Annotated in this window: 25 protein-coding genes; 7 read left to right on the top strand and 18 right to left on the bottom strand. The window is 73.0% G+C overall.

Going from position 1 to position 26,273, the window contains the following annotated elements:
- Nucleotides 1–98: 98 nt before the first annotated feature.
- A complete protein-coding gene (locus tag MXD62_RS16305) occupies nucleotides 99–1,334 on the top strand; it encodes a TIGR00300 family protein (RefSeq protein ID WP_248830104.1) in 1,236 nt (411 codons plus the stop codon).
- Here the strand turns inward: MXD62_RS16305 and MXD62_RS16300 are convergent.
- From MXD62_RS16300 to MXD62_RS16275, 6 genes are all read right to left on the bottom strand, one after another.
- On the bottom strand, nucleotides 1,322–2,116 hold the full coding sequence (locus MXD62_RS16300) for a 2-phosphosulfolactate phosphatase (RefSeq protein ID WP_248830103.1): 795 nt from the start codon (nucleotides 2,114–2,116) through the stop codon (nucleotides 1,322–1,324). The genes MXD62_RS16305 and MXD62_RS16300 overlap by 13 nt on opposite strands.
- Before the next feature lie 316 nt (nucleotides 2,117–2,432).
- The gene (locus MXD62_RS16295; RefSeq protein WP_248830102.1) at nucleotides 2,433–3,404 is read right to left on the bottom strand and encodes an ROK family glucokinase; all 972 of its coding nucleotides are present in this window, start codon (nucleotides 3,402–3,404) and stop codon (nucleotides 2,433–2,435) included.
- Nucleotides 3,405–3,411: 7 nt separating this feature from the next.
- Nucleotides 3,412–4,152, bottom strand: a complete 741-nt coding sequence (locus MXD62_RS16290) for a hypothetical protein (RefSeq protein WP_248830101.1) — start codon at nucleotides 4,150–4,152, stop codon at nucleotides 3,412–3,414.
- Complete coding sequence (locus MXD62_RS16285; RefSeq protein ID WP_308301267.1) at nucleotides 4,149–5,363, bottom strand: ArsA family ATPase; 1,215 nt, start codon at nucleotides 5,361–5,363, stop codon at nucleotides 4,149–4,151. The genes MXD62_RS16290 and MXD62_RS16285 overlap by 4 nt, the downstream gene beginning before the upstream one ends.
- 7 nt (nucleotides 5,364–5,370) lie before the next feature.
- Complete coding sequence (locus MXD62_RS16280) at nucleotides 5,371–5,817, bottom strand: SRPBCC family protein (RefSeq protein ID WP_020459429.1); 447 nt, start codon at nucleotides 5,815–5,817, stop codon at nucleotides 5,371–5,373.
- Between the two features lie 191 nt (nucleotides 5,818–6,008).
- The gene (locus tag MXD62_RS16275) at nucleotides 6,009–6,776 is read right to left on the bottom strand and encodes a metallophosphoesterase (RefSeq protein WP_248830100.1); all 768 of its coding nucleotides are present in this window, start codon (nucleotides 6,774–6,776) and stop codon (nucleotides 6,009–6,011) included.
- Between the two features lie 278 nt (nucleotides 6,777–7,054).
- Between MXD62_RS16275 and MXD62_RS16270 the strand changes: the two genes are divergently transcribed.
- Nucleotides 7,055–8,869, top strand: coding sequence for a long-chain fatty acid--CoA ligase (locus MXD62_RS16270; protein WP_248830099.1), 1,815 nt, complete (start codon nucleotides 7,055–7,057; stop codon nucleotides 8,867–8,869).
- Between the two features lie 90 nt (nucleotides 8,870–8,959).
- Here MXD62_RS16270 and MXD62_RS16265 read toward each other — a convergent pair whose 3' ends face one another.
- The 3 genes from MXD62_RS16265 to MXD62_RS16255 all read right to left on the bottom strand — a co-directional run bounded on the left by MXD62_RS16265 (nucleotide 8,960) and on the right by MXD62_RS16255 (nucleotide 11,966).
- Entirely contained in the window at nucleotides 8,960–10,081 is a 1,122-nt protein-coding gene (locus MXD62_RS16265; protein ID WP_368862411.1) for a glycosyltransferase family 4 protein, read from the bottom strand.
- A gap of 166 nt (nucleotides 10,082–10,247) precedes the next feature.
- Nucleotides 10,248–10,478, bottom strand: a complete 231-nt coding sequence (locus MXD62_RS16260) for a hypothetical protein (RefSeq protein ID WP_248830192.1) — start codon at nucleotides 10,476–10,478, stop codon at nucleotides 10,248–10,250.
- Nucleotides 10,479–10,652: 174 nt separating this feature from the next.
- Nucleotides 10,653–11,966: an NYN domain-containing protein gene (locus tag MXD62_RS16255; RefSeq protein WP_248830097.1), complete on the bottom strand. Its 1,314-nt coding sequence runs from the start codon at nucleotides 11,964–11,966 to the stop codon at nucleotides 10,653–10,655.
- A 461-nt stretch (nucleotides 11,967–12,427) separates the two neighbouring features.
- Between MXD62_RS16255 and MXD62_RS16250 the strand changes: the two genes are divergently transcribed.
- A complete protein-coding gene (locus tag MXD62_RS16250; protein ID WP_248830096.1) occupies nucleotides 12,428–13,765 on the top strand; it encodes a DUF4352 domain-containing protein in 1,338 nt (445 codons plus the stop codon).
- Between the two features lie 132 nt (nucleotides 13,766–13,897).
- On the opposite strand, the gene MXD62_RS16245 is transcribed toward MXD62_RS16250, so the two are convergent.
- On the bottom strand, nucleotides 13,898–14,308 hold the full coding sequence (locus MXD62_RS16245) for an HIT family protein (protein ID WP_020459422.1): 411 nt from the start codon (nucleotides 14,306–14,308) through the stop codon (nucleotides 13,898–13,900).
- A 234-nt stretch (nucleotides 14,309–14,542) separates the two neighbouring features.
- Here MXD62_RS16245 and MXD62_RS16240 point away from each other — a divergent pair, with 234 nt between their 5' ends.
- Both MXD62_RS16240 and MXD62_RS16235 read left to right on the top strand, forming a co-directional pair.
- Nucleotides 14,543–15,034 carry a VOC family protein gene (locus MXD62_RS16240; RefSeq protein WP_248830191.1) on the top strand — a complete coding sequence of 164 codons (492 nt, stop codon included), beginning with the start codon at nucleotides 14,543–14,545 and terminating at the stop codon, nucleotides 15,032–15,034.
- Nucleotides 15,035–15,091: 57 nt separating this feature from the next.
- Nucleotides 15,092–16,903, top strand: a complete 1,812-nt coding sequence (locus MXD62_RS16235) for a DEDD exonuclease domain-containing protein (protein WP_248830095.1) — start codon at nucleotides 15,092–15,094, stop codon at nucleotides 16,901–16,903.
- A gap of 105 nt (nucleotides 16,904–17,008) precedes the next feature.
- On the opposite strand, the gene MXD62_RS16230 is transcribed toward MXD62_RS16235, so the two are convergent.
- From MXD62_RS16230 to MXD62_RS16195, 8 genes are all read right to left on the bottom strand, one after another.
- Nucleotides 17,009–18,643 (bottom strand): ubiquinol-cytochrome c reductase cytochrome b subunit, encoded by a 1,635-nt coding sequence (locus tag MXD62_RS16230; protein WP_248830094.1) that lies wholly within the window; start codon nucleotides 18,641–18,643, stop codon nucleotides 17,009–17,011.
- On the bottom strand, nucleotides 18,640–19,965 hold the full coding sequence (locus MXD62_RS16225) for a ubiquinol-cytochrome c reductase iron-sulfur subunit (protein WP_248830093.1): 1,326 nt from the start codon (nucleotides 19,963–19,965) through the stop codon (nucleotides 18,640–18,642). Before MXD62_RS16225 ends, MXD62_RS16230 begins: the two co-directional genes overlap by 4 nt.
- Nucleotides 19,962–20,846, bottom strand: coding sequence for a c-type cytochrome (locus tag MXD62_RS16220; RefSeq protein ID WP_248830092.1), 885 nt, complete (start codon nucleotides 20,844–20,846; stop codon nucleotides 19,962–19,964). The genes MXD62_RS16225 and MXD62_RS16220 overlap by 4 nt, the downstream gene beginning before the upstream one ends.
- A gap of 5 nt (nucleotides 20,847–20,851) precedes the next feature.
- Nucleotides 20,852–21,490, bottom strand: a complete 639-nt coding sequence (locus MXD62_RS16215) for a heme-copper oxidase subunit III (protein WP_020459416.1) — start codon at nucleotides 21,488–21,490, stop codon at nucleotides 20,852–20,854.
- 247 nt (nucleotides 21,491–21,737) lie between these two features.
- Nucleotides 21,738–22,136 (bottom strand): SseB family protein, encoded by a 399-nt coding sequence (locus MXD62_RS16210; protein WP_041253891.1) that lies wholly within the window; start codon nucleotides 22,134–22,136, stop codon nucleotides 21,738–21,740.
- Nucleotides 22,137–22,238: 102 nt separating this feature from the next.
- A complete protein-coding gene (locus MXD62_RS16205) occupies nucleotides 22,239–22,850 on the bottom strand; it encodes a DUF3501 family protein (protein ID WP_248830091.1) in 612 nt (203 codons plus the stop codon).
- A 185-nt stretch (nucleotides 22,851–23,035) separates the two neighbouring features.
- Entirely contained in the window at nucleotides 23,036–23,476 is a 441-nt protein-coding gene (locus MXD62_RS16200; protein WP_248830090.1) for a rubrerythrin family protein, read from the bottom strand.
- Between the two features lie 33 nt (nucleotides 23,477–23,509).
- Complete coding sequence (locus MXD62_RS16195; protein WP_248830089.1) at nucleotides 23,510–23,935, bottom strand: transcriptional repressor; 426 nt, start codon at nucleotides 23,933–23,935, stop codon at nucleotides 23,510–23,512.
- A gap of 429 nt (nucleotides 23,936–24,364) precedes the next feature.
- On the opposite strand from MXD62_RS16195, the gene MXD62_RS16190 reads away from it, so the two are divergent.
- Both MXD62_RS16190 and trpD read left to right on the top strand, forming a co-directional pair.
- Nucleotides 24,365–24,790 (top strand): hypothetical protein, encoded by a 426-nt coding sequence (locus tag MXD62_RS16190; RefSeq protein ID WP_248830088.1) that lies wholly within the window; start codon nucleotides 24,365–24,367, stop codon nucleotides 24,788–24,790.
- 111 nt (nucleotides 24,791–24,901) lie between these two features.
- Nucleotides 24,902–26,185 carry an anthranilate phosphoribosyltransferase gene (gene trpD / locus MXD62_RS16185; protein WP_248830087.1) on the top strand — a complete coding sequence of 428 codons (1,284 nt, stop codon included), beginning with the start codon at nucleotides 24,902–24,904 and terminating at the stop codon, nucleotides 26,183–26,185.
- Nucleotides 26,186–26,273 lie beyond the last annotated feature (88 nt).

Raw genomic sequence — 26,273 nt, 5'->3', positions numbered from 1 at the left:
GGGGCGGGCCGGGGCGGTCGGCGTTGCTCCAACCAGCCCGACCTGCCGGCGCGGTGTCGGGTACGGCGACCGACAGATGACGGCGGAAGGACGGCGGCGTGCGTTTCCACGAGCAGGTCGAGGTGCACGGGCACCTGATGGACACCGGTGTGCTGGCGCGGGTGCTGGACGACGTCCTGGCCTACGGCGGTGACTACCGGGTCGACAAGATCGACCTCGGCCGGACCCACGACGACGAGTCGCACGCCGTGGTCACGGTCGGGGCGGAGTCGGCGTCCAGGCTGGCCCGGATCCTGATGCGGGTGCAGGTGCACGGGGTGAACAAGCTCGTCCCCGGCGAGGCGCGGATGTGCGTGGCCGACGCGGACGGCGTCTTCCCGGAGGACTTCTACTCGACGACGAACCTGGAGACCGTCGTGCACCTCGACGGGCAGTGGGTGCCTGTCGAGCACCCGGAGATGGACTGTGGGCTGATCGTCTCCGGCGGCCGGGTGCGCACCGTCCCGGTGGCCGACGTCCGCGCCGGCGACGTGATCGTCTGTGGCATCGACGGGGTCAAGGTCGTCCTGCCCGTCTCGGACCACTCGACCCGGCTGCACGGCGAGTTCGCGTCGATGTCGACATTCAGCTCCACCGCGGCCCAGCCGCAGGCCGTCCTGGTCAAGGCGATCGCCCGCCAGATCCGCGAGGTCAAGGCCGAGGGCTACCAGGTGCTGTGGGTGGCCGGGCGCGCGGTGGTCAGCACCGGCGCCTCCCGCGCGCTGACCGCCCTGGTCGAGGCGGGTTACGTCGACGTGCTGTTCGGCGGGAACGCGCTGGCCACCCTCGACCTCGAGCGCGCCCTGTTCGGCAGCGCGCTGGGTCTGGGCTCGCCGCACAGCCGGCGGGTGCAGCGCGGCAACGAGCAGCACATCCGCACCGTCAACACGATCCGCCGGGCCGGGTCGATCCGGGCCGCGGTCGAGTCCGGCCTGGTCACCAAGGGTGTCATGCACGCGATGGTGAAGGCCGGCAAGTCGTTCGTCCTCGTCGGCTCGGTCCGCGACGACGGCCCGCTGCCCGACGTGTACACCGACGTCGTCGCCGGGCAGCGCGCGATGCGGGCCGCGCTGCGCGGCGTCGGCTTCACGGTGATGGTCGCGACCACCCTGCACTCGGTCGCCACCGGGAACATCCTGCCGGCGTCGGTCCCGGTGGCCTGCGTCGACACGAACCCGTCGATCGTCTCCGGCCTCACCGACCGCACCTCGGCCCAGGCCCTCGGAGTGGTCGCCGACGCCGGCCTCTTCCTGGAGCAGCTCGCGACCGAGCTCGTCCCCGACTACCAGACCTGATCCGCGGAGGACGAGAACGCGCCGCTGTGCAGAACGGGCACGATCGGGTCGGCGTTGAGCTGCGCGGCGGATGCGACGTCGTCGTCCCAGCCCAGATTCAACAGCTCCCGCCCGGAGACGGACCCACGTAGCTCGTCGTGAAGGTCGGGCTCGGCCGAACGGAAGGCGGCCATGGCAGCTCGGGCCTCCGGGGAGACCCGTGATCGGGGCAGCGCACCCGCGTCGACGGCACTGGCGATGACCGCGCCGGCGCCGAGCAGGTCGTCGACAGCGGGACGCAGCGGACCGGCATGCTCGCGCCCTGACGGGTCGGGCCACCGTTCGCCCGCGGCGATCACCGCGATGTACCGGCCTGCGGCGACTTCGTCCGCGAGCAGGTTGCCCACCGCCGCCGCGTTGCGCAGGCATCCAGCGATCAGGGTCGCCCCGATGTCGGCTGCTGCGGCTGACAGAGCGGCGCCGTTCGGCGAGGGCAGGACCAGACGGGTGCCGGCTGGAATGTGGGCGAGGTCGGTGGGCGACAGGGACCACGGCGTTGCCGGATCCTCACGCAGGCCGGCGAGCACCGCCCCGCGCTCCGCGGCGAACCGCCTGGCGGTGGCGTCGCGCCAGCGGAAGGGCAGCACCTGCGCGCCCCGGGTCACGGCGACGCTCACCGCCGTCGTGAACCGCAGGACATCAACGATCACGACGGTGTCGCTCGCCGGCGCCAGAACGGCCAGATCCGCACCACCCCAGCCAAAGCGAACATGAAACGGCCGCTGCTCGGCGACATATACCACGAAGCACCCCTACCTACCCGCTCCTGCGCCCCCGTCCCCACTCAGCACCGCCCTCACAGCGCCCCGAAATACCCGGATCCCCCCTCCCTCCCTCTCCCCCTCCCTCCCCCCGAACCGCACCACCAGCTGTTATGCACGGCCGGCTCCGCCGCCGGGCGAAGTGTGGCCGTTGAGTGAGTCGTGGCTGTCACTCAACGGCCACGGTTCCTCGGCTGCCGTGCATAGCGGCCGGGGCGGTACGAATGTTTATCGCTTTCAGCCCGGACCGGGGCCCAACCGAGCCCCGATGCCCCCGCGGTGCCCGGCCGGCCGGCGGCTACCGGCGGGCGAGGTCGGCGGCGCCGACGATGCCGGCGGAGGAGCCGAGGGTGGCCACCACCACGTCGGCTTCCGGCCGGTGCCCGCGGCCCGACAGCCCCGCCCGGTACTGGGCACGGGCGGGGCCGACCAGCAGGTCCCCCGCGTCCGACACTCCGCCACCGATGACGAACCGGCCGGGGTCGAGGATCGCCGTCAGGCTCGCCAGGCCCTGGCCGAGCCAGTGGCCGATCTCCTCGAAGCACTTCACCGCGGCCGGGTCGCCGTCCTGGGCGGCGGCGGTGACGTCCGGCCCGCTCAGCTCCTCGACGGCGCGCCCGGCCAGCATCCGGCGGGCAGCCTCCGGGGACGCTGTGGCCATCTCCTGGGCCACCCGGACGAGGGCCCGTCCGCTGGCGTACTGCTCCCAGCAGCCATGGTTCCCACACCCGCACAGATGGCCGCCCGGGACCACCTGCATGTGGCCCATCTCGGCGCCGATGCCGAACGCGCCGCGGTGCAGCCGGCCGTCCAGGACGATGCCGCCGCCGATACCGGTGCCGACGGTGACGCAGACGAGGTCGGCCTGGCCGCGCCCGGCGCCGAAGCGGTACTCGGCCCAGGCCATCGCGTTGGCGTCGTTCTCGACGACCACGGGCAGGCCGACCCGCTCCGCCACGACGTCGCGCAGCGGCTCGTCGCGCCAGGCCAGGTTCGGGGCGAAGAGGACGGTCGACCGGTCGCGGTCGATCCATCCCGCCGCGCCGATGCCCACGGCGCGGACGTCGTACTCCTGGCGGAGCCCGGCGACGAGCTCGGCGATGGCGTCGGCGACCTCGGCCGGGGCATGGCTCGGGGTGGGCCGTCGGGCGGAGGCCAGCATCCTGCCCTGGGCGTCGACGACACCGGCGGCGACTTTCGTCCCGCCGACGTCGACTCCGATCGCCAGGTCGCCGTCCCCCTCGGGGGCGGCCGCTGACCCGGTGGTCACTGTGCGCTCACCTCACATCGATCTTCTGGACGCGGGGTCGGGGCGACCCCTCGGACGTTGTAAGGCCGGCGCCCGTCTCGCGGCCCCGGCCTGGTGGTGGGAAGCCCGGCGGTGGGAAGCCCGGCGCGGGGAACGGATCGCGGTCGGTCCCGGCTCCCCGTTCCCGGGCGGCCGGGCCGCCGCTGTCGTGCGGCGCCGCCGCCTGCCCGGGAAGGCGGTCGGCGCCGCCACCGTGCCCCGCCTCGGCCGGACGAACCCGATCCCCGGCGGCCGCTTCGCTACGCTCCCAGCCGGTTGCACCGTGTCGCGGTCCGGCCGGGTCGGCAGGTTCACCCGCGGCCTGGCCGCGGTGCCCGCTGGCGACCCAGACCGTCCAGGCGGCACGCGCCGCCGCGCCCAGTGACACTGCCGCGTCGACCAGGTGGCCCGCGACCTCCGCGTGCTCCTCCCGGACACTGGCGAGAACCCGGCAGACCGGGCAGACGCAGCATGGCCAGGAGCCGTCCTGGCCGCCGTGCGCGTCCGGTCCCGCGGCACCGGGTGCTGTGGCGTTGGCGGCTGCGCCGGTGGGTGCCGTGCCGGTGGGTGCCGTGGCGGCGGGTTGCCCGTCAGCGGTGTCGAAATGACCGTCCGCGGCGTCCGGGCCGCCGTTGGCCGCCGCCCAGTCCCGGACGGCCGCCGCCAGCAGCGCCGCCTCCTGGGCGAGCGAGCCGACGACCTCCCGGGGCACCCCGTCCGACGTGCTCACGCGCGCACCCACTGGGCCGGGTCCGGCACGAACGACACGACGAGGCGCTCCTCGGCCAGCCGGGCGCCTGACACATCACACCGGCGTAGCGCGGCGGGCAGCGGGACGAGCCGCCGGTGCGGGCCGACGCTGACGATGAGGTCGTCACCGACCCGGGCGAGGTCGACCTCCGACCGGTCGACGAAGGGCAGGCCGAACGACATGGCGTAGCCGCCCTCGGTGCGCTCGACCCGCGGGCCCGCCCCCTCGCCGGACCGGTGAACGCTGAGAACCGCGGCCGGGTCGAGGTCTCCGTAGGCCGCGGCGCCGAAGGCGGCGAGCTCCTCCAGCCCGAGCGGCTCACCGGCCCGGTAGGCGGCGGTGAGGACGGGCAGCGGCGCGACGAACGCGCCGATCTCGATGAGCTGCTGACGGTGCGCCGCCGCCCAGCCGGCCCGCCAGGCGTCGCCCCCGGCCGAAGCGATCACCCGGTTCGCGACCACCGCGTCCACGCCGATGCCGTGCAGCGCCAGGGCGCTCAGGGTCCGCCGGGCCTGGGCGAGCGCGGCCGTCTCCGGGGTCAGCACCAGGCGCACGCTGGTCACGACGGGATCGGCGAGCAGGGCGCGCATGTCACGCGCCAGGCGTGCCAGCCACGACACCGCCTCGTAGGCGGGCCCGGCGATCGCGGCCACCCGCCCGGTGAGACGGCCCGGCAGCGCCAGCGACGGGCGCATCCAGCGGGCGAGCACGCCGTCCGGGGAGCCGAGCCGGCGGCAGCCCCACGCGAGCGTCTCCGGGCTCGCCAGCAGCCGCAGCGCGGCGCTGGCCGGCCCTGCGTCGACGACCACGACGTCGTAGCGGTCCGACTCGAGCCGGTCGCGCAGCTCCAGCAGGGTGAGCGCCTCGAGGGCGCCGGGCAGGCCGGCGAGCTCCTCGACCTCCAGGAGGTCGACACCGGCGGCGGGGGCCGCGGCCGAGATCAGCGCGCGTAGTTGCGGCCAGCGCTCGGCGAACGCGTGGCGCAGGTCCAGTTGGAGGCCGAACAGCCCGGGTTCGAGCTCGACCTCACCGGGGCCGAGCGGGTGGTCGAGGATGCCGGCCAGGCCGGCGGCCGGGTCGGCGCAGACCAGGAGCGTCCGGTGGCCGCGCTGGGCCGCGAGCGTGGCCGTCGCCGCCGCCACCGTCGTGGTCCCACCACCACCCTTGCCCGTCAGGAGCACACACCGCACCGGATGGTCAGCTCTCGGTGAGCTTCTCGACGTGCTTCTTGAGGTCCTTGAGCGCCGCGTCGACGATGCCGCCCTGCACCTTCCGACGGAGCAGGCCGGGAATCTTGATCTTGAGCTCGACGGTGAGGTCGTAGGTCACCTCGGTGCTGCCGTCGCCGAGATCACGCAGCGTGTACGAACCGTCCTGGGTCGACATCGCCTCGCCGGAGACGAGGCTCCAGCTGACGTGCTCGTCGCCCTTCCAGGTGTACTCGTTGACGAACTCGTCCTTCACGACGACGGCGTTGATCCGGAACCGGGCCTGCCGCGGGCGGCCGTCCGGGCCGACCTCGAGGATCTCGGCCTGTTCGATCTGGCCGACCCAGGTCGGGTAGGCGGCGATGTCCGCGATGGCCCCCATGATGACGGCCGGCCTGGCATCGATGACGATCGACGACTGCGCGTGGTCCGCCATAGCCGCCAGCACCTCCACATCTCATCGCCCCGGCGGGGCCTGGTCGGACCCGCCGGTCCTGTCCGGGCCGTGCCGCCGGCCCGTCTCCGCGGGCCGTTCGGCACCCGTTCGGCGACCCGTGTCACGGGCCGCCGGACGATTGCCCGATCGATCGTTGAGGCTACCGGAACCCGGGCGCGGGGCCGGGTGTCCTACCACTCGAGGACGTACGGCGCGCCCCGCGCGTTGAAGTGACCGACGTTGACACATCGGGTCGCGCCGATCTCGAGCTCGGCGACCAGGGGCTGGTGCACATGGCCGAACAGCACGTACCGCGGCTGTGTCGCGTGGATGGCCTCCAGCACCGCGACACTGCCGCGCTCGAACCGGCGGGCCTCCGTGTCGTAGACCAGCTCCGGGACGTGCGGCGGGATGTGGCAGCACAGGACGTCGACCGTGCCGACCGCGGCCACCTTCGCCGCGTAGATCTCGTCGTCGATCTCGTACGGGGTGTTCATCGGCGTGCGCAGCCCACCGCCGACGAACCCGAACGTCAGCCCGCCGATCTCGGTGGTCTGGCCGTCGAGGAGGGTGATCCCGTCGCGCAGGAAGTCGGGGTAGAGATGTGGGAGGTCCACGTTGCCGTAGGTGAGGTAGGTCGGCGTCGGGAACGCGGAGAACATGGCCGCGTACTGCCGCCGGATGGCCGCCTCGACGACGTCGGCCCGGTCGCCGTCGACCCCCGCCCAGAGCTTCCTGGACCACTCCCGCGCCTCGTCGAACCGCTGCTCGGTACGCAGTTCGATCATGCGGCCCACCGCCTCGGCGCCGAACAGCTCACCCATGATCCCGCGGCCGTGATCGAAGTAGTCGATGAAGAGAATCAGGTCACCGAGGCAGACGAAGGCGTCGGCACCGGCGGCGGCGCCCGGGAGCGCGTCCGACCGTCCGTGAACGTCGCTCACCACATGCACGCGCACGTGAGAGAGCTTAGGGCGAGTCGCGTGCCTTCCACAGCACCCGTACCCGAAAGCGCACAGGCGGGTCGGCGCGGCGGGGGGCGAAAATAAGCGGGCGCGGACGGCTCGCCGTGGCCGCGCTCACAGGCTAACGTCACTTGACCAACTCCTCTCGATCACCGACCGCCCTCCCATCAGTGCCACGCCTCAGTGCCACGCCGCACCAGAAGGCAGCGCCGCAGATCAGCGCCGCACCGGCACGTCACCCCGAACGGCCCGCCGCCAGCCAAGGAGTTCCCGTGCGCGAGTACACCTCTCCCGCCCGAGTCACCGTGGCGAATGACATGACTCTCAGCGATGCCGTGTTCGCCAACGCGTCACGGACACCCGAGAAGGTCATCGTCCGCCACAAGTCGGGTGGCCAGTTCACCGACGTGACCGCGCGGGAGTTCCGCGATCTGGTGGTCCGCACGGCCGCCGGCCTCGCCGCCCGCGGGGTGCACCCCGGCGACCGCGTCGCGATCATGAGCCGCACTCGGTACGAGTGGACGGTCGTCGACTACGCGGTCTGGGTCGCCGGCGCGGTCACCGTGCCGATCTACGAGACGTCCAGCGCCAGCCAGATCGAGTGGATCCTGTCGGACTCGGAGGCCGTTCTCACCGTCGTCGAGTCCGAGGCCAACGCCGCACTCGTCGCCACGGTGCGCGACCGGGTTCCCGCCCTGCGCGAGGTGCTCGTCCTGGACGACGGCGCGCTCGACACCCTGGCCGAGGCCGGGGCCGCCGCGGGGACCGGCGAGGAGGAGCTCGCCGCCGCGCGGGCCGGGGTGACCGCGGCCAGCATCGCCACGATCATCTACACCTCCGGCACCACCGGCAGGCCGAAGGGCTGCGAGCTCGCCCACCGCTCGCTGCTGTTCAACGCGATGAGCTCCGCGGCGACCATGCCGGACCTGTTCACCGAGGACGCGTCCACGCTGATGATCCTGCCGCTGGCCCATGTGCTGGCGCGGACGATGCAGTGCACCATCATCAACAGCGCGCGGTGCATCGCCTACGCGCCGGACACGTCCACACTGCTGGCCGACCTGGCCCAGGTCCGCCCGAGCTTTCTGCTCGCGGTGCCGAGGGTCTACGAGAAGGTGCACGCCGGCGCCCGTGCCAAGGCCCACGCCGACGGGAAAGGCCGGATCTTCGACGCCGCCGAGGCCACCGCGATCGCCTACAGCGAGGCCCTCGACCACGGCGGGCCCGGCTTCCTGCTGCGCGCCCGGCACGCCTTGTTCGACCGCCTCGTCTACAGCAAGCTGCGTGCCGCGATGGGCGGCCGGATCGACCACGCCATCAGCGGCGGCGCGCCGCTGGGCCCACGCCTCTGCCACTTCTACCGGGGCATCGGCGTTCCGATCTTCGAGGGGTACGGGCTCACCGAGTCCACCGCGGCCGCGACCGTGAACCGGCCCGATTCGCTGAAGATCGGCACCGTCGGCCTGCCGCTGCCCGGCGTGACGATCCGCATCGCCGACGACGGGGAGATCCTCATCCGCGGCGACCTGGTCCTGAGCGGCTACCGCAACGACGAGACGGCGGCCAAGGAGGCGCTCGACGCCGACGGCTTCCTGCGGTCCGGTGACCTGGGCTCCCTCGACGAGACCGGACATCTGCGCATCACCGGGCGGAAGAAGGAGCTGCTCGTCACCGCGGGCGGCAAGAACATCGCCCCGGCGCCCCTCGAACACCGCATCCAGGAGAACCCGCTGATCAGCCAGGCGATGCTGATCGGCGACCAGCGGCCGTTCATCGCCGCCCTGATCACCCTCGACCCGGACGCCTTCGCCTCCTGGCGCGACACCCACGGCCACCCGTCGACGGTGACCCCCGCCGACCTCGCCACCGACCCGGAACTGCTGGCCGAGGTCCAGAAGGCCGTGGACGCGGCGAACGCCACCGTCTCCCACGCCGAGTCGATCAAGAAGTTCGTGATCCTGCCGAACGACTTCACCGTCGCCGGCGGCGAGCTCACCCCGAGTCTCAAGGTGAAGCGCAACCTCATCATGGAACGCCACGCGGCAGCCGTGGAGTCCATCTACGCGGGGGCCCGGACCGCCTCCTGATCCCCCGCGCACGCCCCAGCCGAGCATGGCCGGGCCGGGCCGGGCGCGGGCCGGGCCGGGCGCGGGCCGGGCCGGGCGGCCGCGGGCGGCTCAGGCGAGCAGCAGGTCGCGCAGGTCCGAGGCCAGGACGTCCCAGCGCCAGCGGAGCTCGACCCACGCCCGCCCGGCGGTCCCCATCGAGCGGGCGCGGTTCGGATCGGCCAGCAGGTCGCCGACGGCCCGGATCAGCGGGCGCGGATCGCGGCCGTCCACGACCACCCCCGTCCGCTGGTCGAGGACCGCGTCGGGGGCTCCCCCGCTGCGGCCGGCGACCACCGGCAGCCCGGTCGCCGAGGCCTCGAGGAAGACGATGCCCAGGCCCTCGACCTCGAGCCCCGCGCGCCGGTTGCGGCACGGCATGGCGAAGACGTCCCCCGCCGCGTAGTGGGCCGGCAGTTCCGCCCACGGCACCGACCCGGTGAACACCACGTGCTCGGCGACGTCGTTCTCCCTGGCCAGCCGGGTGAGCTCCTGCCGGTACGGCCCGCCGCCGACGAGCAGCAGCGCGGTGCCCGGGATCCGCCGGCGCAACGCCGGCAGCGCCCGGATCAGCATGTCCTGCCCCTTACGCGGAACCAGACGGCTCACGCAGACGACCACCGGACGGCTACCCAGCCCGTAGCGACGACGGGTCTCGTCCCGCCCCTCCCCCGGCCGGAACAGGGACGGGTCGACACCGCTGGGCAGCCGGGCCAGGTCCGGATGCGGACCGAAGGCCGGACCGAGGCGACCCCTGGTGTAGTCCGTGAGGTAGGTGATCACGTCGGTGGTCGCCCCGATGCGCCGCAGCAGTTGCCGCGCGCCGGGCAACGCGGCCCAGCCCACCTCGTGCCCGTGTGTGCTGGCCAGCACCCGGCGGGCGTCGAGATCCCGGCGCAGCCGCGCCCCGAGCAGGCCCAACGGCGCCGCCGCACCGAACCACAGCGTGTCGCACTTCTCCGACCGCGCGATCTCCCGCGCGCGACGGAGGACATCCGGCGTGGGCAGCATCAGCGACGTCGGGTGCCGCACCACCGGGAACCGCTGCGCCGCGTCGAACTCGGCGGCCCCCCGCCAGGCAGGGGCATACACCACGATCTCGTCGTCGGGCAACCGCGAGGCGAAATTGTGCACATACGCCTGGATGCCACCGGGCCGCGGAGGGAAGTCATTGGTCACAGCGAGCACCCGCACGCCGCCATGCTCCCGCATCGCCTCCATCAAGACGTAGGTGGGACGCCTCCAACCACGCGGACACCACCGCAGCGCCCCGCCCGCACACAGAGCGCTCTCCCTCTCCCGGACGCGGCCGCACCGCCCGCTCCCCGGGCACGCCCCCGGGCAGCGCATCAGCCAGGCGTCAACCGGCGCGGCGGCGCGGCAGGGGCAGGGGCGTTTCCGGGCCGGTCGGCGACCCGCCGGGGGCAAGCCGCAACCTCGGGATGAGCCCGGCATCGGCGAGCACGGCGAGGGCGCGGCGCTCGTCCTCGTCCCACTCCATGCCGGTGGACGGCGGGGCCAGCAGGACGGTCACCACGCAGTCCGCGCACGCGACGTCTCGCACGGCGCACGCATCACAGTCGATCAGCATCGTGCTCACCTCTCGGTTCGCCGCCCGGATCCGCCTGGCCTTCCCCGCACCCGGTAGATCACCGAGCCCTGTCGACCATCGCGGAACCGGACACCAGTTCGACGCGAACCACGCTAGGTGAGGGGTCCGACAGTTCCGGACACCCGAACCCCGCGGGACGACCGGCTTGCGGGGTTAGCGGTCGAGGCGGGCCAGGAGGGCGTCCGAGGGGACGGTGCGGGCGCCCTGTGAGGCGCAGTTCTCCGCCACCTCGCGGTCGGAGGTCACGACGGCCACCGGTCGGCCGACGGGTTCCGCGCGCACGAGACGTCCGATTTCGTCGTCGGCCAGCTCGCCGGGCTGGCTGAAGACGACCCGCACGCCGCGGGGCATCGCGACCCCGACCGGCCGGGCCACCACCGCCGTCGCGTCGAAGACGACGGTGACCTCGGTGTCGAGGGAGCGGCCGGCCAGGGCTCCCAGACCGGCCAGCAGGCGTGCCCGCTGGGCCTGGAGGGTCAGGGTGCCGTAGCCGCGTTTGGTGACGTTGTAACCGTCGATGATCAGATGCAGGCCGGGGATGGCGAGGACGTCGTCGATGATGGCCGGGTCGTCGGCGGAGCGCCCGCGGCCACCGACCGCGGAGAACGGGTCGAAGGCAGCTCCGTTGTCGGAGCGGTCGACCAGGTCGGCCGGCCGCGCGACGGTGGTCGGCAGCGCCAGCTCCCGCCGGACCCCGTTCGCCGCAGCCATCAGCGTGTCGAGCAGCACCCGAAGCCGCGCCTCGTCCAGGCCGCGGGACTCGCGGGTGTCGCGGCGGGTCAGCGAGGCGGCGGCCTCGAGGTCACCGACCCGCGCGCGCAGCCGCCGTACCTCGGCCTCGCTCTCCCGGGCCGAGGCCAGCGCGGCGTCCCGGGCGGCCTCGGCGGCGAGGCTCACCTCCCGGGCGGCGAGCTCGGCGCGGCGGACGCGGTCCGCGGAGGACCGTAGCCGGCGGCGGGCCTCCTCCGCCTCGGCCCGTGCCTGGTCGAGCTGGCCGCGCAGCTGGTCCTGCTCGGTGCGGGCGAGCCGGCGGACGGCTTCGATCTGCTGGTGCAGGCGGTCGATCTCGCGCTCGGCGTCGACGAGCCGCGCGGTGGAGACCGCCTGCTCGGACGATCGGGCCGCCTCCTCGACGAACTGCTCCCAGTCGGGGAGCCGGAGGATGTAGGCGACCGCCGCGACCTGGGCGGGTGGGGCGGCGGGTGGTGGGCCGCCCTCCCCGGTGATCGCGGCGACCAGATCGGGGTGGGTGCGGCGTACCCATTCGGCCACCCGGCCGCGGAACTGCGCGTCGTGCTCGATCGCGGCCGCCAGCGGGACGGCGCCCAGCCGGGCCCGGCGCGACGGCTTGAACCGGCGCACGGCGACCAGGCTCGGGGGGACGACCGCTTCGGCGATGTCGGCCAGGGTCTCGGCGGCGTAGGCCACGACCTGGGCCCGCACGTCCGCGGGCAGCGTCTCGTTCATGCGACGGGCCCGGCCTGGCCGGCGGGGGTGCGGACGCTGACTCCCCGTGGCCGGCCGAGTGGTCGGGGCATTACCACTGGCACGGGGGACTCCGGAGCGAACGACGACAGCGACGGTCCAGGGTATCGGTCGGCCAGCACGACCTCTTCGGACACCATCGGTGAATCCGTGCCCAGCCCACCGCGAACGGGCACGTACCGCCGTGGGATCCGCATCGGCGGCCGCGAATCCCAACGGGAAGCGGTGTTTCGCCCCCGGCGGGCCGGGGCCGAGGGGCTGCCGCAGGCCACAGGACACGGCGGCGCGGGCCCGTGGCATCACGGCACCGCCGCATCTACCGCATTTCGCGAGCCAGCCGGCCATTGTCTCATGTGATATCCGGCTTATGTAGCCTCGCCCTGTCCGTCCCCACATACCCCGCTTCGAGAGAAACACGGCAATGGCCGTCGAGAGGACACCCGTTGACCGACCAGACCCCTCCTGGCCAGCCCTCCCCCGGTCCGGAGAACCAGGAGACCTGGAGGGCCCCCAACAACTCGTGGCAACAGCCACCGGATGCCGGCGGCCAGGCGGGCGGAGCGCCCGCGGCGGCCGGCGCTCCCGGCGCGGGCCAGGGCGGCCTGCCGTCCACCACCCCGCCGCCGGCGCCCGTGCCGCAGTGGGGCACCGGCGCGCCGGGCCAGGAAGGCGGCGGATGGCCGTCCACCACGCCCGGGGGCGGCGGGGCAGGCGGCGGATGGGGCACGCCACCGGCCGGCGGGCCCAACCCGGACGGTTCGTGGCCCGGGGCGGGACAGCAGCAGTGGCCCCAGCAGGGCACCGACACGCCCTGGGGGCAGCCGGGCCAGCCCGGCACCGGATGGCAGCAGCCCGCCGGCTACCAGCAGGGTGGCACCCCGGGTCAGTACCAGCAGGGCTACCAGCAGCCGGCTGACTACCAGCAGCAGGGCTACCAGCCCGGGTATCAGCAGCCCGCCGACTACCAGCAGCAGGGCTACCAGCAGCCCGGCTACCAGCCACAGCCAAACGACTACCAGCAGCAGGGGTACCCGCAGCAGGGCTATCAGCAGCCTGGCTACCAGCAGGGCTTCCCCCAGCAGCAGGGCAACTGGCAGCAGCCCGGCGGCCCGCCACCGGCCCGGCCCCGCCGGAACCCGGCAATGATCATTATTCCGGTGGCCGTCGTCGCGGTCATCGTCCTCGGGGTGGTGATCGCCCTCGCGGCCGGCGGCGACGACTCGAAGCCGACGGCCACGCCGCCGGCGGTCACGAACCTGGGCCCGGGCACCGTGCCCACCCTGACGGCACCCACCATCCCGGGTGGCACGACGGCCCCGCAGCAGCCGTCCGGCCCCGCCGGATGCACGCCGGTCGTGCCGCAGGGCGCGCCGCCCGCGGGCACCCTGACCCTGGGCGGGACGGGCACGGTGGTCGGCACCGCGAGCTCGTCGGTCAGCGACTTCGAGGCCAAGGTGACGCTGAACAGCATCTGCAGCACCACCGGCCCGGCCGCCGACTACTCCGATCCGCCGGTGCAGGGCGCCAACTACATCCTGAACGTGACCGTCGAGACCGTCCGCGGCGAGACGACCGCGTCACCGGACGACTTCTACATCCAGACCTCGGACGGCAGCCGGTACGACGGCTCCTTCACCACGGTCGAGCCGAAGCTGTTCACCCTCGACCTGAAGGCCGGTCAGAAGGTGCGCGGCAACGTGGTCATCGACGCCCCGGCGGGTCACCACATCCTGTCCTGGGAGCCGCTGTTCGCGACGCAGCCGGCGAAGTTCCAGTTCTGACGACAGGGGCCCCGTCCGTGCCCGTTCACCGGTGGAACGGGCACGGACGGGGCCTCGGCGGCACCCGTGGCAGAGCCCGACTCGGCTCCGCCACAACCGGCACGGCTCGCTCCGGACCCGGCGTGGCCGGATCTAGACCCGGCGCGGCTCCGCCAGGGCCGCCCGCAGGCGCTCGGCGACGTCGTCCATCATCGCCGGATCGGGGTTGTGGTCGGCGAGCGCGAAGCTCATCTGCGACTCCGTGTCGATCGGGAACAGGTGGATGTGGGCGTGCGGCACCTCCATCCCGGCGAGCATCGCCGCGACCCGCCGTGGCTTGAACACCGTGTCGATGGCCCGCCCGACGACAGCCGCGGCACTCCACACCGCGCGCACCGTCTCGTCCGGCAGATCGATCCAGTGATCGATCTCCAGGCGGGGCACGATGAGCGTGTGCCCGGGGCGGACGGGCGCGATGGAGAGGAACGCGACCGCCGACTCGTCCGAGTAGACGATGCGGCCCGGGAGCTCGCCGTTGATGATCCGGGTGAAGACACTGGCCATGGCCGGACCCTACCGAGATCGACCGCGCGGCACCCGCCCGCGGACGCCGGGGTCACGGTCGGTCCGGGAAGCCTCTGGTGAGCGCGGCCGGCCAGACGGACCACACCGTCCACTATCACACTTGAAACCATATGATAGCGGGCAATAGCGACTAACGGGAAACGTAGCCCGCAAAGAGGTCCAGGAGGACACGCCGGGAGCACTCTGGTGCGCCAACAAACCCGGCCATACGGAATGATGCTCCGGGTGGCGTGGTTTGAGACGAACGGCATCAGGGTCGCCCGTATCAGCGTCGACTGCACCGATGTGGACACGATGGTCCGCTTCTGGTCCAACGCCCTCGGTTACGAGGTCTCCGAGCAGGGCGGCGACTCGGCCGTCCTGCGTCATCCCGCCGGTGCCGGGCCCAAGCTCCTGCTCCGGCGGCGGCCCGAGCCGCGGGCCGCCCGAGGCGAGCAACGACCACCACGATGGGCGGCGCGCCGGGCCGGCCGCCGCCCGGAACCGGAGCAGGACACCGCGGACAAGGCCGACAACCGCCTGCACCTGGAGCTGTACGCCGTCGACGCGGAGCGGGTGATCGGCTGGCTGTCGTCGCTGGGCGCGCGCCAGCTCGCCCGGTACGAGGCCGACGGGGAGACCGGTTTCGTGCTGCGCGACCCCGAGGGCAACGAGTTCCGCGTGATGAACGCCGGGCCGACCGCCTTCGCCCGGCCGTTCTCCTGAGCCGCGCCGGGCCGGCCGGGGACGAGTCCTGTCGTACCCGCGGCCTAGGGTGTCGCCGTGTGCCCAGTCCCTGCGCCGACCGGCGGCGTGCCGCGCCAGGCCAGCCTGGCAGAGCTCGGCCGGCCACTGTCGGACCTGACGTTCGTCGTCGTCGACCTGGAGACCACCGGCGGTTCGCCGGCGACGAGCGAGATCACCGAGATCGGCGCCGTGCGGGTTCGGGGCGGCCAGATCCTCGGTGAGATGTCGAGCCTGGTCCGGCCGTCGGCCCCCATCCCGGCTTTCATCTCCGTGCTCACCGGCATCACCGATGCCATGGTCGCCACCGCCCCGGGCATCGGCGAGGTCGTGCCGACGTTCCTGGAGTTCGCCCGGGGCGCGGTGCTCGTGGCTCACAACGCCCCGTTCGACCTCGGCTTCCTGCGCGCCGCCGCCACGACGTGCGGCTACCCGGCCCCGGCCTGGGAGCATCTCGACACGGTGCGGATCGCGCGCCGCGTCATCAGCCGCGACGAGACCCGCGACTGCCGTCTGTCCTCCCTGGCGGCCCTCTTCGGTAGCGCGACCCAGCCGAACCACCGGGCGCTGGCCGACGCCCGCGCGACGGTCGACGTCCTGCACGGGCTGTTCGAGCGGCTGGGCAACCTGGGTGTCACCACGATCGAGGATCTGCACGAGTACAGCGCGCGGGTCTCCCCCGCCCAGCGGCGCAAGCGGCACCTCGCCGACGACCTGCCCACCGGCCCGGGGGTCTACGTGTTCCGCGACGGCACGGGGCGCCCGCTGTACGTCGGCACGTCCCGGTCGGTCCGCTCCCGGGTGCGTACCTACTTCACGGCCAGCGAGCCCCGCACCCGGATGGCGGAGATGGTCGCGATCGCCGAGCGGGTCGACGCGATCGAGTGCGCGCACGCGCTCGAGGCGGAGGTGCGTGAGCTGCGGCTGATCGCCGAGTACAAACCGCCGTACAACCGCCGCTCCCGGTTCCCCGAGCGGGCCGTCTACCTGCGGCTCACCGACGAGCCGTTCCCCCGGCTCTCCCGGGTCCGCTCTGTCGGCGACGGTGTGACGTCGCTGGGGCCGTTCGGCAGCGCGGCGGCGGCCGAGTCGGCGGCCACGGCGCTGCTGGAGGCGATCCCGCTGCGCCAGTGCTCGACCCGGCTCTCGCCACGCCGTCCGACGGCCGCGTGCGCGCTGGCCGAGCTGGGGCGCTGCGGCGCGCCGTGCGACGGCCGGGAGGGGGTCGCCGAGTACGGCCGACACGTCGCCACGGCGCGCGGCGCGATGACCGCCGATCCGCGGCCCGTCGTGGACGTGCTGGAGCGGCGCATCGCGCGACTGTCCGCCGACCAGCGCTATGAGGAGGCCGCCGGGGTCCGCGACCGGCTCGCGGCCTACGTGCGGGCCGTCGCGCGCATGCAGCGGCTGACGGCGCTGACCTGCATCGACGAGTTGGTCGCCGCCGCGCCGACCGCCGACGCCGGGTGGGATCTCGCCGTCGTCCGCCGTGGCCGGCTGGTGTCCGCGGCGTCGGTGCCGCGCGGCATCGACCCGAGGCCCTGGGTCGACGCCGTGGTCGCCAGCGCGGAGACCGTCCGACCGCTGCCCGGCCCCACCCCGTGCGCCTCGGTCGAGGAGACGGAGCGGATCGGGCGGTGGCTGGCCGGGCCCGGCGTGCGCCTGGTCCGGCTGGACGGCGAGTGGAGCTGGCCGGCGCACGGCGCGATCCGCGCGGCGCGGCGGTTCGACGTCCGCTTCGACGGCGGTTTGGACGGCGGGTTCGACCGCGGGTTCGACTCCCCCACCGACACCCGACGCGGGCGCGCGCCCGGCAACCCCCGGAGCGGCCGCGAGCCGCGGAAACGCTAGGGTCGCAGCGCTAGGGGCCGCCCCCGTCGATGACGGGAACGGCCCCTCGGTGCTTCAGCGTGCCTGTTCTCGAGTGTGCCTTCGGGTTGAGCCCGGTGGCTTACCTCAGTGCTTGGTCTGACCGCCGCCCACCGCCGAGCCTGCGCCCTCGCCGTCCGCCGGCTTCTCCGACTCCTCGGTGAAGAACCCGCCGACGGCCTTGCCGGCCCGACGCGCGAGGCCCGTGCCGTGCTGCCCGTTGCCGTGGCCGTCACCGGCCGTGAGCGCGAACCGGTCGTTCGGCACGACCGGGTAGTCGGGCACCGCCGGCGGCTTGGGCCGGTGGTCCTCGACGAACTCGCCGTTGGGCAGCTGGCGGATGATGCCCGTCTCGATGCCGTGCGCGGCGATCTCCGCGTCCCGCTCGTTGAGGTGGATGCAGAGCTTCTTGGTGACCACGTAGGCGATCGGCGGCACGACGATCAGCCCGATCCGGCCCGCCCAGGTCATCGCGTTCAGCGAGATGCTGAACGTGTGGGCGATGATGTCGTTGCCACCGGAGATCCACAGCACCAGGTAGAAGCTGATGCTCATCGCGCCGAGCGCCGTGCGGGTCGGTGCCTCCCGCGGGCGCTGCAGCAGGTTGTGCGACGCCTTGTCCCCGGTGAACTTCGCCTCCAGGAACGGGTAGACCGCCAGCAGCGTGAACAGGACGCCCGGCAGGACCGCCGTCGGCCACAGCAGCGGCGGGATCGTGTGACCCCACCCGCGGAACTCCCACGGCGGCATGAGCCGGGTGGAGCCGTCCAGGAAGCCGATGTACCAGTCGGGCTGGGACGCCGAGCTGACCTTGGCCGGGTCGTAGGGGCCGAACGTCCAGATCGGGTTGATCTGGGCGAGGCCGCCCAGCAGCGCGAGCACCGCGAAGGTCAGCATGAAGAAGCCGCCGGACTTCACCGCGAACACCGGGAACACCCGGTGGCCGACCACGTTGTGCTCGGTCTTGCCCGGGCCGGGGAAGTCGGTGTGCTTCTGGTGCCACAGGATGCCCAGGTGGGCGCCGATCAGCGCGAGCAGCACGCCCGGCACGAGCAGGATGTGCACGACGTAGAGCCGCGGGATGAAGTTCTCACCTGGGAACTCGCCGTTGAACACCAGGAACGACGCCCACGTCCCGATGATCGGGATGGACTGGGCGATCGACGCCGCGATCCGCAGACCGGTGCCGGAGAGCAGGTCGTCCGGCAGCGAGTAGCCGGCGAAGCCCTCGACCAGGCCCAGCATCAGCAGGCCGATGCCGATCAGCCAGTTGACCTCGCGGGGCTTGCGGTAGGCACCGGTGAAGAACACCCGCAGCAGGTGCACCACGATCGACGCGACGAAGATCAGCGCCGCCCAGTGGTGGATCTGGCGGAACACCAGGCCGGCCCGCGTGTCGAAGCTGATGTCCAGCGTCGACGCGTAGGCCCGGCTCATCTCGACGCCCTTGAGCGGCACGTACGAGCCGTTGTAGATGACCTCGACGTTCGACGGGTCGAAGAACAGGGTCAGGTAGATCCCGGTCAGCAGCAGGATGACGAAGCTGTAGAGCGCGATCTCACCGATCATGAACGACCAGTGGTCCGGGAAGACCTTGTTCAGGTTGCGGCGGATGGCCGCCTGCGTCCCGAACCGTTCGTCGATGGCCCGGTTGGCCTTGCGCGCCGGCGTCGGCCGCTTCTGGAACTTCGGAGTGGTCACGGAGGCGGGTTCGGCGGTCATGAGCGCTCCCAGAACGCGGCGCCGACGGGCTCGGTGTAGTCCCCGTCACGGGCGATGAAGTAGCCCTCGTCATCCACCGCGATGGCGAGCTGCGGCAGCGAGCGGCTGGCCGGCCCGAAGATCGCCCGGCACCCGTCAGGAACGTCGAACACCGACTGGTGGCAGGGGCAAAGCAGGTGGTGCGTCTGCTGCTCGTACAGGCTGACCGGGCAGCCGGCGTGCGTGCAGATCTTCGAGTAGGCGACGTGGCCGTCCACGGCCCAGTTCTCGCGGCCCTCGCGCGGCTTGTTGATGCCGGGCTCGAGCCGGATGAGGATCGTGGTGCTGTCGGCCTTGCTGTGGACGTCCAGCTTGGGCTCGTACGAGATGCTGCCGTCCGACTCCTTCACCGGCACCGCCGGCAGCACCGTCTCGATGCCGCCGATCGCGACGTCACCGAGCTTGACGTACCGGCCCTGCAGGTTGACCAGCCGAGCACCCTTGACCCAGTGGGTGTGGTCGAGCTTCTTGCCGGGCTTGCTGTTGGTCAGGTTGAGCAGCGGGACCACGAGCAGGCCACCGAGGACCGTTCCGGCGCCGAGGAGGCTGCGCCGCAGCAGCGGGTACTTGGCCAGGCCGGTGTCGGCGAAGCCGAGGGCGACCTCCTCCTCGGTGACGGCGATCTCCTCCGGCGAGGAGGTGAACTCGTGACGCTCCTGCACCGCCTGCTCGTGCGGCATCAGGCGCTTGGCCCAGAGGATCATGCCGATGCCGAGGCCGCCGACGGCCAGGCCGAGGGCGCTGCCCATCGCCGGGGTGTAGTACTGCTTGTGCTTGTCGCCGACGAAGTTGGTGACGATGAAGCCCACCGTGCCGACGACCGAGATGGTGAACCAGAAGGCGATGAGCCGCTCGGCGCGCCGGGAGGCCCGCCGGTCGTACTCCGCGGAGTGCGGGGCCCGGGGGGTGACTCCCCCACCGGCGCCGCCGCCCGCGCCCTGTGCGGTCAGGGTCGACGTCCCGCCCGAGCGCATGACCGTCGTCTCCGGGATACGGGAGGAGTCGGTCTGGTGCGGGGGGGTGCCGAGCACCTCGGGCCCGTCGTGCCCCGCGTCGGGGACGTCGGGGCCGCCGGCCCGGGGGTCGGCGGCGTCCTTGGGGCGCCCGGACGTGTCGACCGGGTGCTTGGTCCTCTTGAAAATGCTGCTCATCGAGTCCTGGTCTGATTTGTCGGCCGGCTCTCCCTGATAGCCGGCGTAGTGCATGCGCCGCTCCGGCGAGTCCGGCGGCAGCTCGCCGCCGTCTGCGGACTCCGGCCCGGTCGGGCCCTGGTTGGCGCTCACAGCTTCTGCCTCGCTCCGATCCAGAGGCAGACGCCGAGCAGCGCGCCGATGCCTATCACCCACGCGACCAGGCCCTCCGGGACCGGCCCGTACTTACCGATCGAGGAACCGCCGGGTGACGGGGTGTCCTGGAGGTGACGGACGTACGCGGCGACCGCGACGGCCTCGTCATCGTTGATCTGACCGGGACCGAACACCGGCATCGACTCCGGGCCGGTCCGCATCGCCTCGACGACCTGTTCGGGCGTGGCCTGGCTCAGCGACGGCGCGAACTTGCCGTAGGTGAGCGGGGCGCCGGCGCCGGCGGCCTGGTGGCACTGGGCGCAGTTCGCGAGGAAGAGCTCACCGCCCTCGGCGAGGTCGGCGTCGTTGAGATCCGCGTCCGTCAGCTCGGGCACCTGCGTACCGCCGCCCAGGGTCTGGACGTAGGACGCGATCTGGTCGATCTGGGTCTCCGAGTACGACGGGGGCTTGCGGTCGGCCTGGGCCGCCGGCGCGGCGAGCGGCATGCGGCCGGTGGACATCTGGAAGTCCACCGCGGCCGCGCCGACGCCGATCAGGCTCGGGCCCTCGGTCGAGCCCTGGGCGTTCAGCCCGTGGCAGGTCGCGCAACCCTGCAGGAACAGGGCGCGGCCCTGGCGCACGGCCTCGTTGGCGTCCGGCGTCTCCGTCGCGTTGCCGCCTGGAGCGAGCACCGTCCACATCACCCCCGTCGCCAGCAGGCCGAGGAGAAGAACGATGGACGACGACCGCCGTCGGCGGCGCGCGGAGGTCGACCGGGATCGCCCGGCGTTCCTCACCGAGATGAGCCGGGGTCTGCCGGCCTCGCCCGCGGACGAGGTCGGGGACGCCGCGGCTCCGGATGCCTTGGATGTGGTCATGTCGCTCACTGGAGGAGGTAGATGGTGGCGAACAGGGCGATCCAGACGACGTCGACGAAGTGCCAGTAGTACGACACGACGATCGCTGACGTCGCCTTCTCAGGCGTGAACCGCCCGTAGGTCGACCTGGCCAGCACCAGAACGAAGGCGACCAGCCCACCGATCACATGCAACCCGTGGAAGCCGGTGGTCAGGTAGTACACCGACCCGTAGCCGTGCGACGCCAGGGTGAACTCGTTCTCCTTGAAGTACTCCCAGGCCTGGCCGCCGACGAAGACGATCCCCATCAGCAGCGAGATCAGGTACCAGCGGCGCAGGCCGATGACGTCGCCGCGCTCGGCGGCGAAGACCCCGAGCTGGCAGGTCACACTGGATAGGACCAGGATCACCGTGAAGAACAGCGCATAGGCGACGTGCAGGTGCACGGGCCCGATCTCGGACCCGGCCGGGTCGCCGGTGACCGGCGGCCAGTTGCCGCTGTTGACCGAGCGGATCGTGTAGTACATCGCGAACAGGGCCGCGAAGAACATCAGCTCCGACGACAGCCACACCACTGTGCCGACCGAGACCATCGAGGGACGGTTGGCCGCCGGGTGCGCTGGAGGAGCCTTCTCGAGGACAGGGGCTGAGGCCACGACGGTCATTCTGGCATGTGACGCCGCACGCGCCACCGTAGGTTCGACAATCGGTAGGACTACAAGGCGTCGACGACGCCCGGATCGCGGCCCGGCGCGGCCGGAAATTTTGCTCCTCAGCGTCGAAGCTCCTGCTAATACGCAGGTTCTGGTACCTGACGAGACGCCGGCCACGTCCGGTGGTAACCCGGGAACCCGCCCGTTGTTGTGTCCCTCACCCAGGGCGGGGCGGCGCGCCGAGGGTGGCCCGGACGGCTCAGTCCGCGAGGGCGGCGAGCGCCCGGACACCCTCCGCGGGGAGGGTGATCCCCTCCTCCGTTCCGGGGTCGACGGCAAGCATGAGATCACCGGCGGGCCACGTCCGCAGCAGCGCGGCCAGTGGCACCCGGCGGTAGCGCCCGACGCTCGGCAGCGCGTCGACGAGGCGCCGCTCCGAGGTGAAGGTGGGGACGAACTGCTGGCCGTCGGGCTGCTCGGCGACGGGCAGCCGCACCACGCGGGCATCGCCGTTGTCCCTGGCCGGGTCGCTGACGTCCGGAACGAGGACGTCGGAGGTGGCCAGGGCACCCAGGGCGGCCGAGTCGTCGTGGTCAAGCGCGAGCCGGTGCAGGGCGTTGCCCGCCCGGGTCGTCCCGTCGTTGGCGTCGTCGGTCACAGCGGGCTCCTGTCGATCCGGGAGTCGTGCCTTCTGTGGCCTCGCATACCCGGCTCCGCCCGCGTGTACCCGGCTCCGGCCCGAGATGGGCGGCCGCGGCCGTCAGCTCGGCAGCGCGAGATCCGCGATCAGGCTCCGGCGGACGGCGCCCACGATGGGGGTGGCGTCGCTGTAGGCGGGATGATCGACCACCAGCTCCACGGTGACCTCCGGGTCGCGGAACGCGTCCCTGGTGCCGTCGGTGAGCGGGAACCGGAGCATGTGGACCGACACCGTCTCGCTGGGCTGGTCGGGGTCCTCGTCCACGCCCGGGATCTCGACGGCGGGCACGGTGACCCCGCCGATCTCCAGCGCCACCCGGCGCTGGACGCCGGAGAGACGGGCCAGCTCGTCGCGCACGGCCTCGACCTGGTTGAGCTCGATGAACATCGTGGCGGTCAGGGCGTGGCTGGACGGCAGCAGCCGCGAGTAGGCCTCGACCTCGTGGGCGACCTCCCCGGGGGCGGTGAGCCGTTCGGTGTAGACCATCTCCTGCACCTGGTAGCGCAGCGTCTCGGCGTTCTCGAACTCGAAGAGCAGGATGTCGCCGACCCGGACGCGCCGCTCGGCGCGGATCGGGAGCATCCTCGAGCGGGCCTGGACCCGCTGGGCGGAGTAGGCCGTGTGGTCGGTGGTGATGTCGGCGGCGGTGAACGCCGTCGTGCTGGACGCCATCGTGCTGGCTCCCTCCCCGTCGCGAGGACGCATCGACCTCGACGGCCGTCCGAACGTACTGGGTGTATCCCCGGAGTACCGGATGTACTGGGTGTGACGGTCTCTCGGGTGTTGCCGAGGTGCCGGATGCCCGGGAGCCCCGGGTGGCGGGCCCGGAGTGCCCCCGGGCCCGCTCCGCGCGCCGCTCAGGCGTCGGCGGTCTCCTCGGCGATCACCGCGTCGAGGGCCTTCTTGAAGCGACCGGCATGGGTCTTCTCGGCGCGGGCCAGCGTCGAGAACCAGTCGGCGATCTCCTCGAAGCCCTCCTCGCGGGCGGTCTTCGCGAAGCCCGGGTACATCGCGGTGAACTCGTAGGTCTCGCCGGCCACGGCGCTGGCGAGGTTCTTCGACGTGTTGCCGACCGGCTCGCCCGTCGCCGGGTCGCCGACCTCGGCGAGGAAGTCCATGTGCCCGAACGCGTGGCCGGTCTCGCCCTCGGCGGTGTCGCGGAACAGGGAGGCCGCGTCGGTCAGGCCCTCGATGTCCGCACGGCGGGCGAAGTACAGGTAACGACGGTTGGCCTGGCTCTCGCCGGCGAACGCCTCCTTGAGGTTCTCGTGGGTCTTGGTGCCGTCAAGCTTCGGCATGCGGTACTCCTCCTACGTGATGGGTGTCGGGTCCTACCGTCGGCCCGGGCGATCGCCCTCGCCGGCGGTCTGACACTCCGGGCACAGGCCCCTGAACTGCAGGTCGTACCCGGTGATCGTGAAACCGGACCGGCGCGCGATCTCGGCCACCATGCCGTCCGGGACGGGGTGGTCGATGTCCGCGGCCCGGCCGCACCGCTCGCACACGGCGTGGTCGTGCCGGCTGGTGTTGGCGTCGTACCTGGCGGCCGCGCCGTCCCCGAGGTTGAGCTCGAGGGCGTGCCCGGTCTCGACGAGCAACGCGAGGGCACGGTAGACGGTCGCGCTGCCGATCCCGGGGGCCGCGAGCCGCACACGCTCGTAGACCTCGGCCGCCGTCGGATGGTCCTCGGCGGCCTTCAGCACCTCCAGCACACGGGTGCGCTGGGGGGTGAGACGTAGTTCGGTCCGCTCCGGCATCGATCACGTCCGTCATCGGTCGGCGCCGCCCAGGGCGTTCGTCCCGCGTCCCGGTGCCGTGTGTCGGGGTGTCCGTGGCAACGGGCGAACGTCGGGACTGGCGCTCGGACAAACATTGAGAACGAGTCTCAGTATCGCGTGCATCACCACCCGATGGCAAACCCCACGGGCGTCCGCCCCCGAACGGCATGACCGTATCCACCGCCCGTCGCGTCCCGTGAAGCCGGATGGCGTCGCGCCTGGCGGGCGGCGAGCAGATAGCCTTCGGGACGGATACCGGGACGGTGCGACACCCGCCGCCACGCGCCGGGCCTCCGCGGCGACGCCCGGGGCCGCCCGGCGGGGACCGGTGCCCGCGCAGTGCCGGTACCGGCAGTCGTTCCCGATCGCCGACCACGGCGGTCGCCCATCGAGAGGCCCGTGGACGCCATGAGCACCGTCCTCGTGTACGCGAGCAAGGCCGACGTCCGAGAGCGCGTCCTGGCCGCGCTCGGGCGCCGTCCCGCACCCGACCTCGACGAGCTCGAGCTCGTCGAGGTCTCCGACGCGGAGACGCTGATCGACGCCATCGACCACAGCGAGGCGGACCTCTGCATCCTCGACGCCGAGGCCACCCCCTCCGGCGGGATGGGGCTGGCCCGGCAGCTCAAGAACGAGGTCGCCGACTGCCCGCCCATGCTGCTGCTCGTCGCCCGGCGCGACGACCGCTGGCTGGCCACCTGGTCGCAGGCGGACGCGGTGGTCGGCCACCCGATCGACCCGGGCGAGCTCACCGACGCGGTCGTCGGGCTGCTGCGCGCGCGGGCCGGCGGGGTCGCCGTCCGGCGCCCGGTGGTCAACGCCCGCCCGCACTGACGCCCGGCCACACAGAACCACCCGGCCACACAGAACCACCCGGCCGGCGCGACGACGCGGTCGTGCCCGGCCACCGGACCCACGCGAACAACGACTGCAGACGGACACGACATGACGAGCACCGCCTCGGAGCCGCGGGCGACGACGGCCGCGGCCTCCCCCCTCCCGACGGCCGCCTCTTCCCCGGCCGAGTCCCCCTCCCCGGCCGCCGCCGTTGCCGGGGGGGGCCGGGCCACCGCCGAGAGCTGGCCGGATCTGATCACCGACCTGATCGCCGGGCAGGCGCTGACCGCCGGCCGGACGGCGTGGGCCATGGAGCAGATCATGGGCGGGCTGGCGACACCGTCCCAGATCGCCGGCTTCGTGGTGGCGCTGCGGGCCAAGGGTGAGACCGCCCAGGAGATCGGCGGGCTGGTCCGCACGATGCTCGGCTTCGCCGAGCCGCTCACCCTCGGCGAGGAGCTGCGCGCCGCCGCGGTCGACACCTGCGGAACCGGCGGCGACCGCTCGAACACCGTGAACCTGTCGACCATGGCCGCGATCGTGGCGGCCGGCGCCGGGGTCACCGTGGTCAAGCACGGTAACCGCGCGGCGTCGTCGGCGAGCGGGTCGGCCGACGTGCTGGCCGAGCTCGGCATTGTCATCGACCTGCCGCCGGCCGGGGTGGAGGCGTGCCTGGCCGCCGCGGGGATCGCCTTCTGCTTCGCCCCGGTCTTCCACCCGGCGATGCGGCACGTCGGCGCCACCCGCAAGGAGCTGGGGGTGCAGACCGCGTTCAACATCCTCGGCCCGCTGGCGAACCCGGCGCGGCCGGGCGCCCAGACGATCGGCGTGGCCGACGCGCGGCTGGCCCCGGTCGTCGCCGACGTGCTCGCCGAGCGGGGAACCCGGGGCCTCGTCTTCCGCGGCGACGACGGACTGGACGAACTCACCACGGCCACCACGTCGACCGTGTGGGTCGTCCCGGCGCCCGACCCCGCGTCCAGCCGCGCGCCGGGTTCCACGGCCGGCTCCGTGGCCGGGAGCGCGTCGGAGGCCGCGGCGGTGCGCCGCTCCCGGGTTCGTTCGGAGCGCTTCGACCCCCGCGACCTCGGCCTCGCCCGGCCGGACACGACCGCGCTGCGGGGCGCGGACGCCGCCTACAACGCTTCCGTGGCCCGGGCCGTGCTGCGCGGGGAGACCGGGCCAGTCCGCGACGCGGTGCTGCTCGCCGCGGCCGCGACCCTGGTCGCGGTGGACGGCCCCACCGATGCCCCGGTGGCCGAGCAGATCGCGGCCCAGCTCGGGCGCGCCACCGAGGCCGTCGACTCCGGTGCCGCCGCGGCTGCGCTGAGCCGCTGGGCCGAGGCCAGCCAGCTCGCGGCGACGGCCCGGGGCTTGAGCGGCCCTGTCTGAGCGGGGCCCCGTCAGGGCTGTCCCACCCCGCCCGAAAACGACTCAGGGGCCCCCGGGTGAGGGGGGGGAGCGGGAGCCGGGCGGATTA

The organism is Frankia sp. Mgl5 (genome assembly GCF_023242985.1).
Lineage (GTDB): Bacteria > Actinomycetota > Actinomycetes > Frankiales > Frankiaceae > Parafrankia > Parafrankia soli.
The sequence above is the reverse complement of the archived record's forward strand: the minus strand, read 5'-3'. Positions and strand labels throughout refer to the sequence as shown.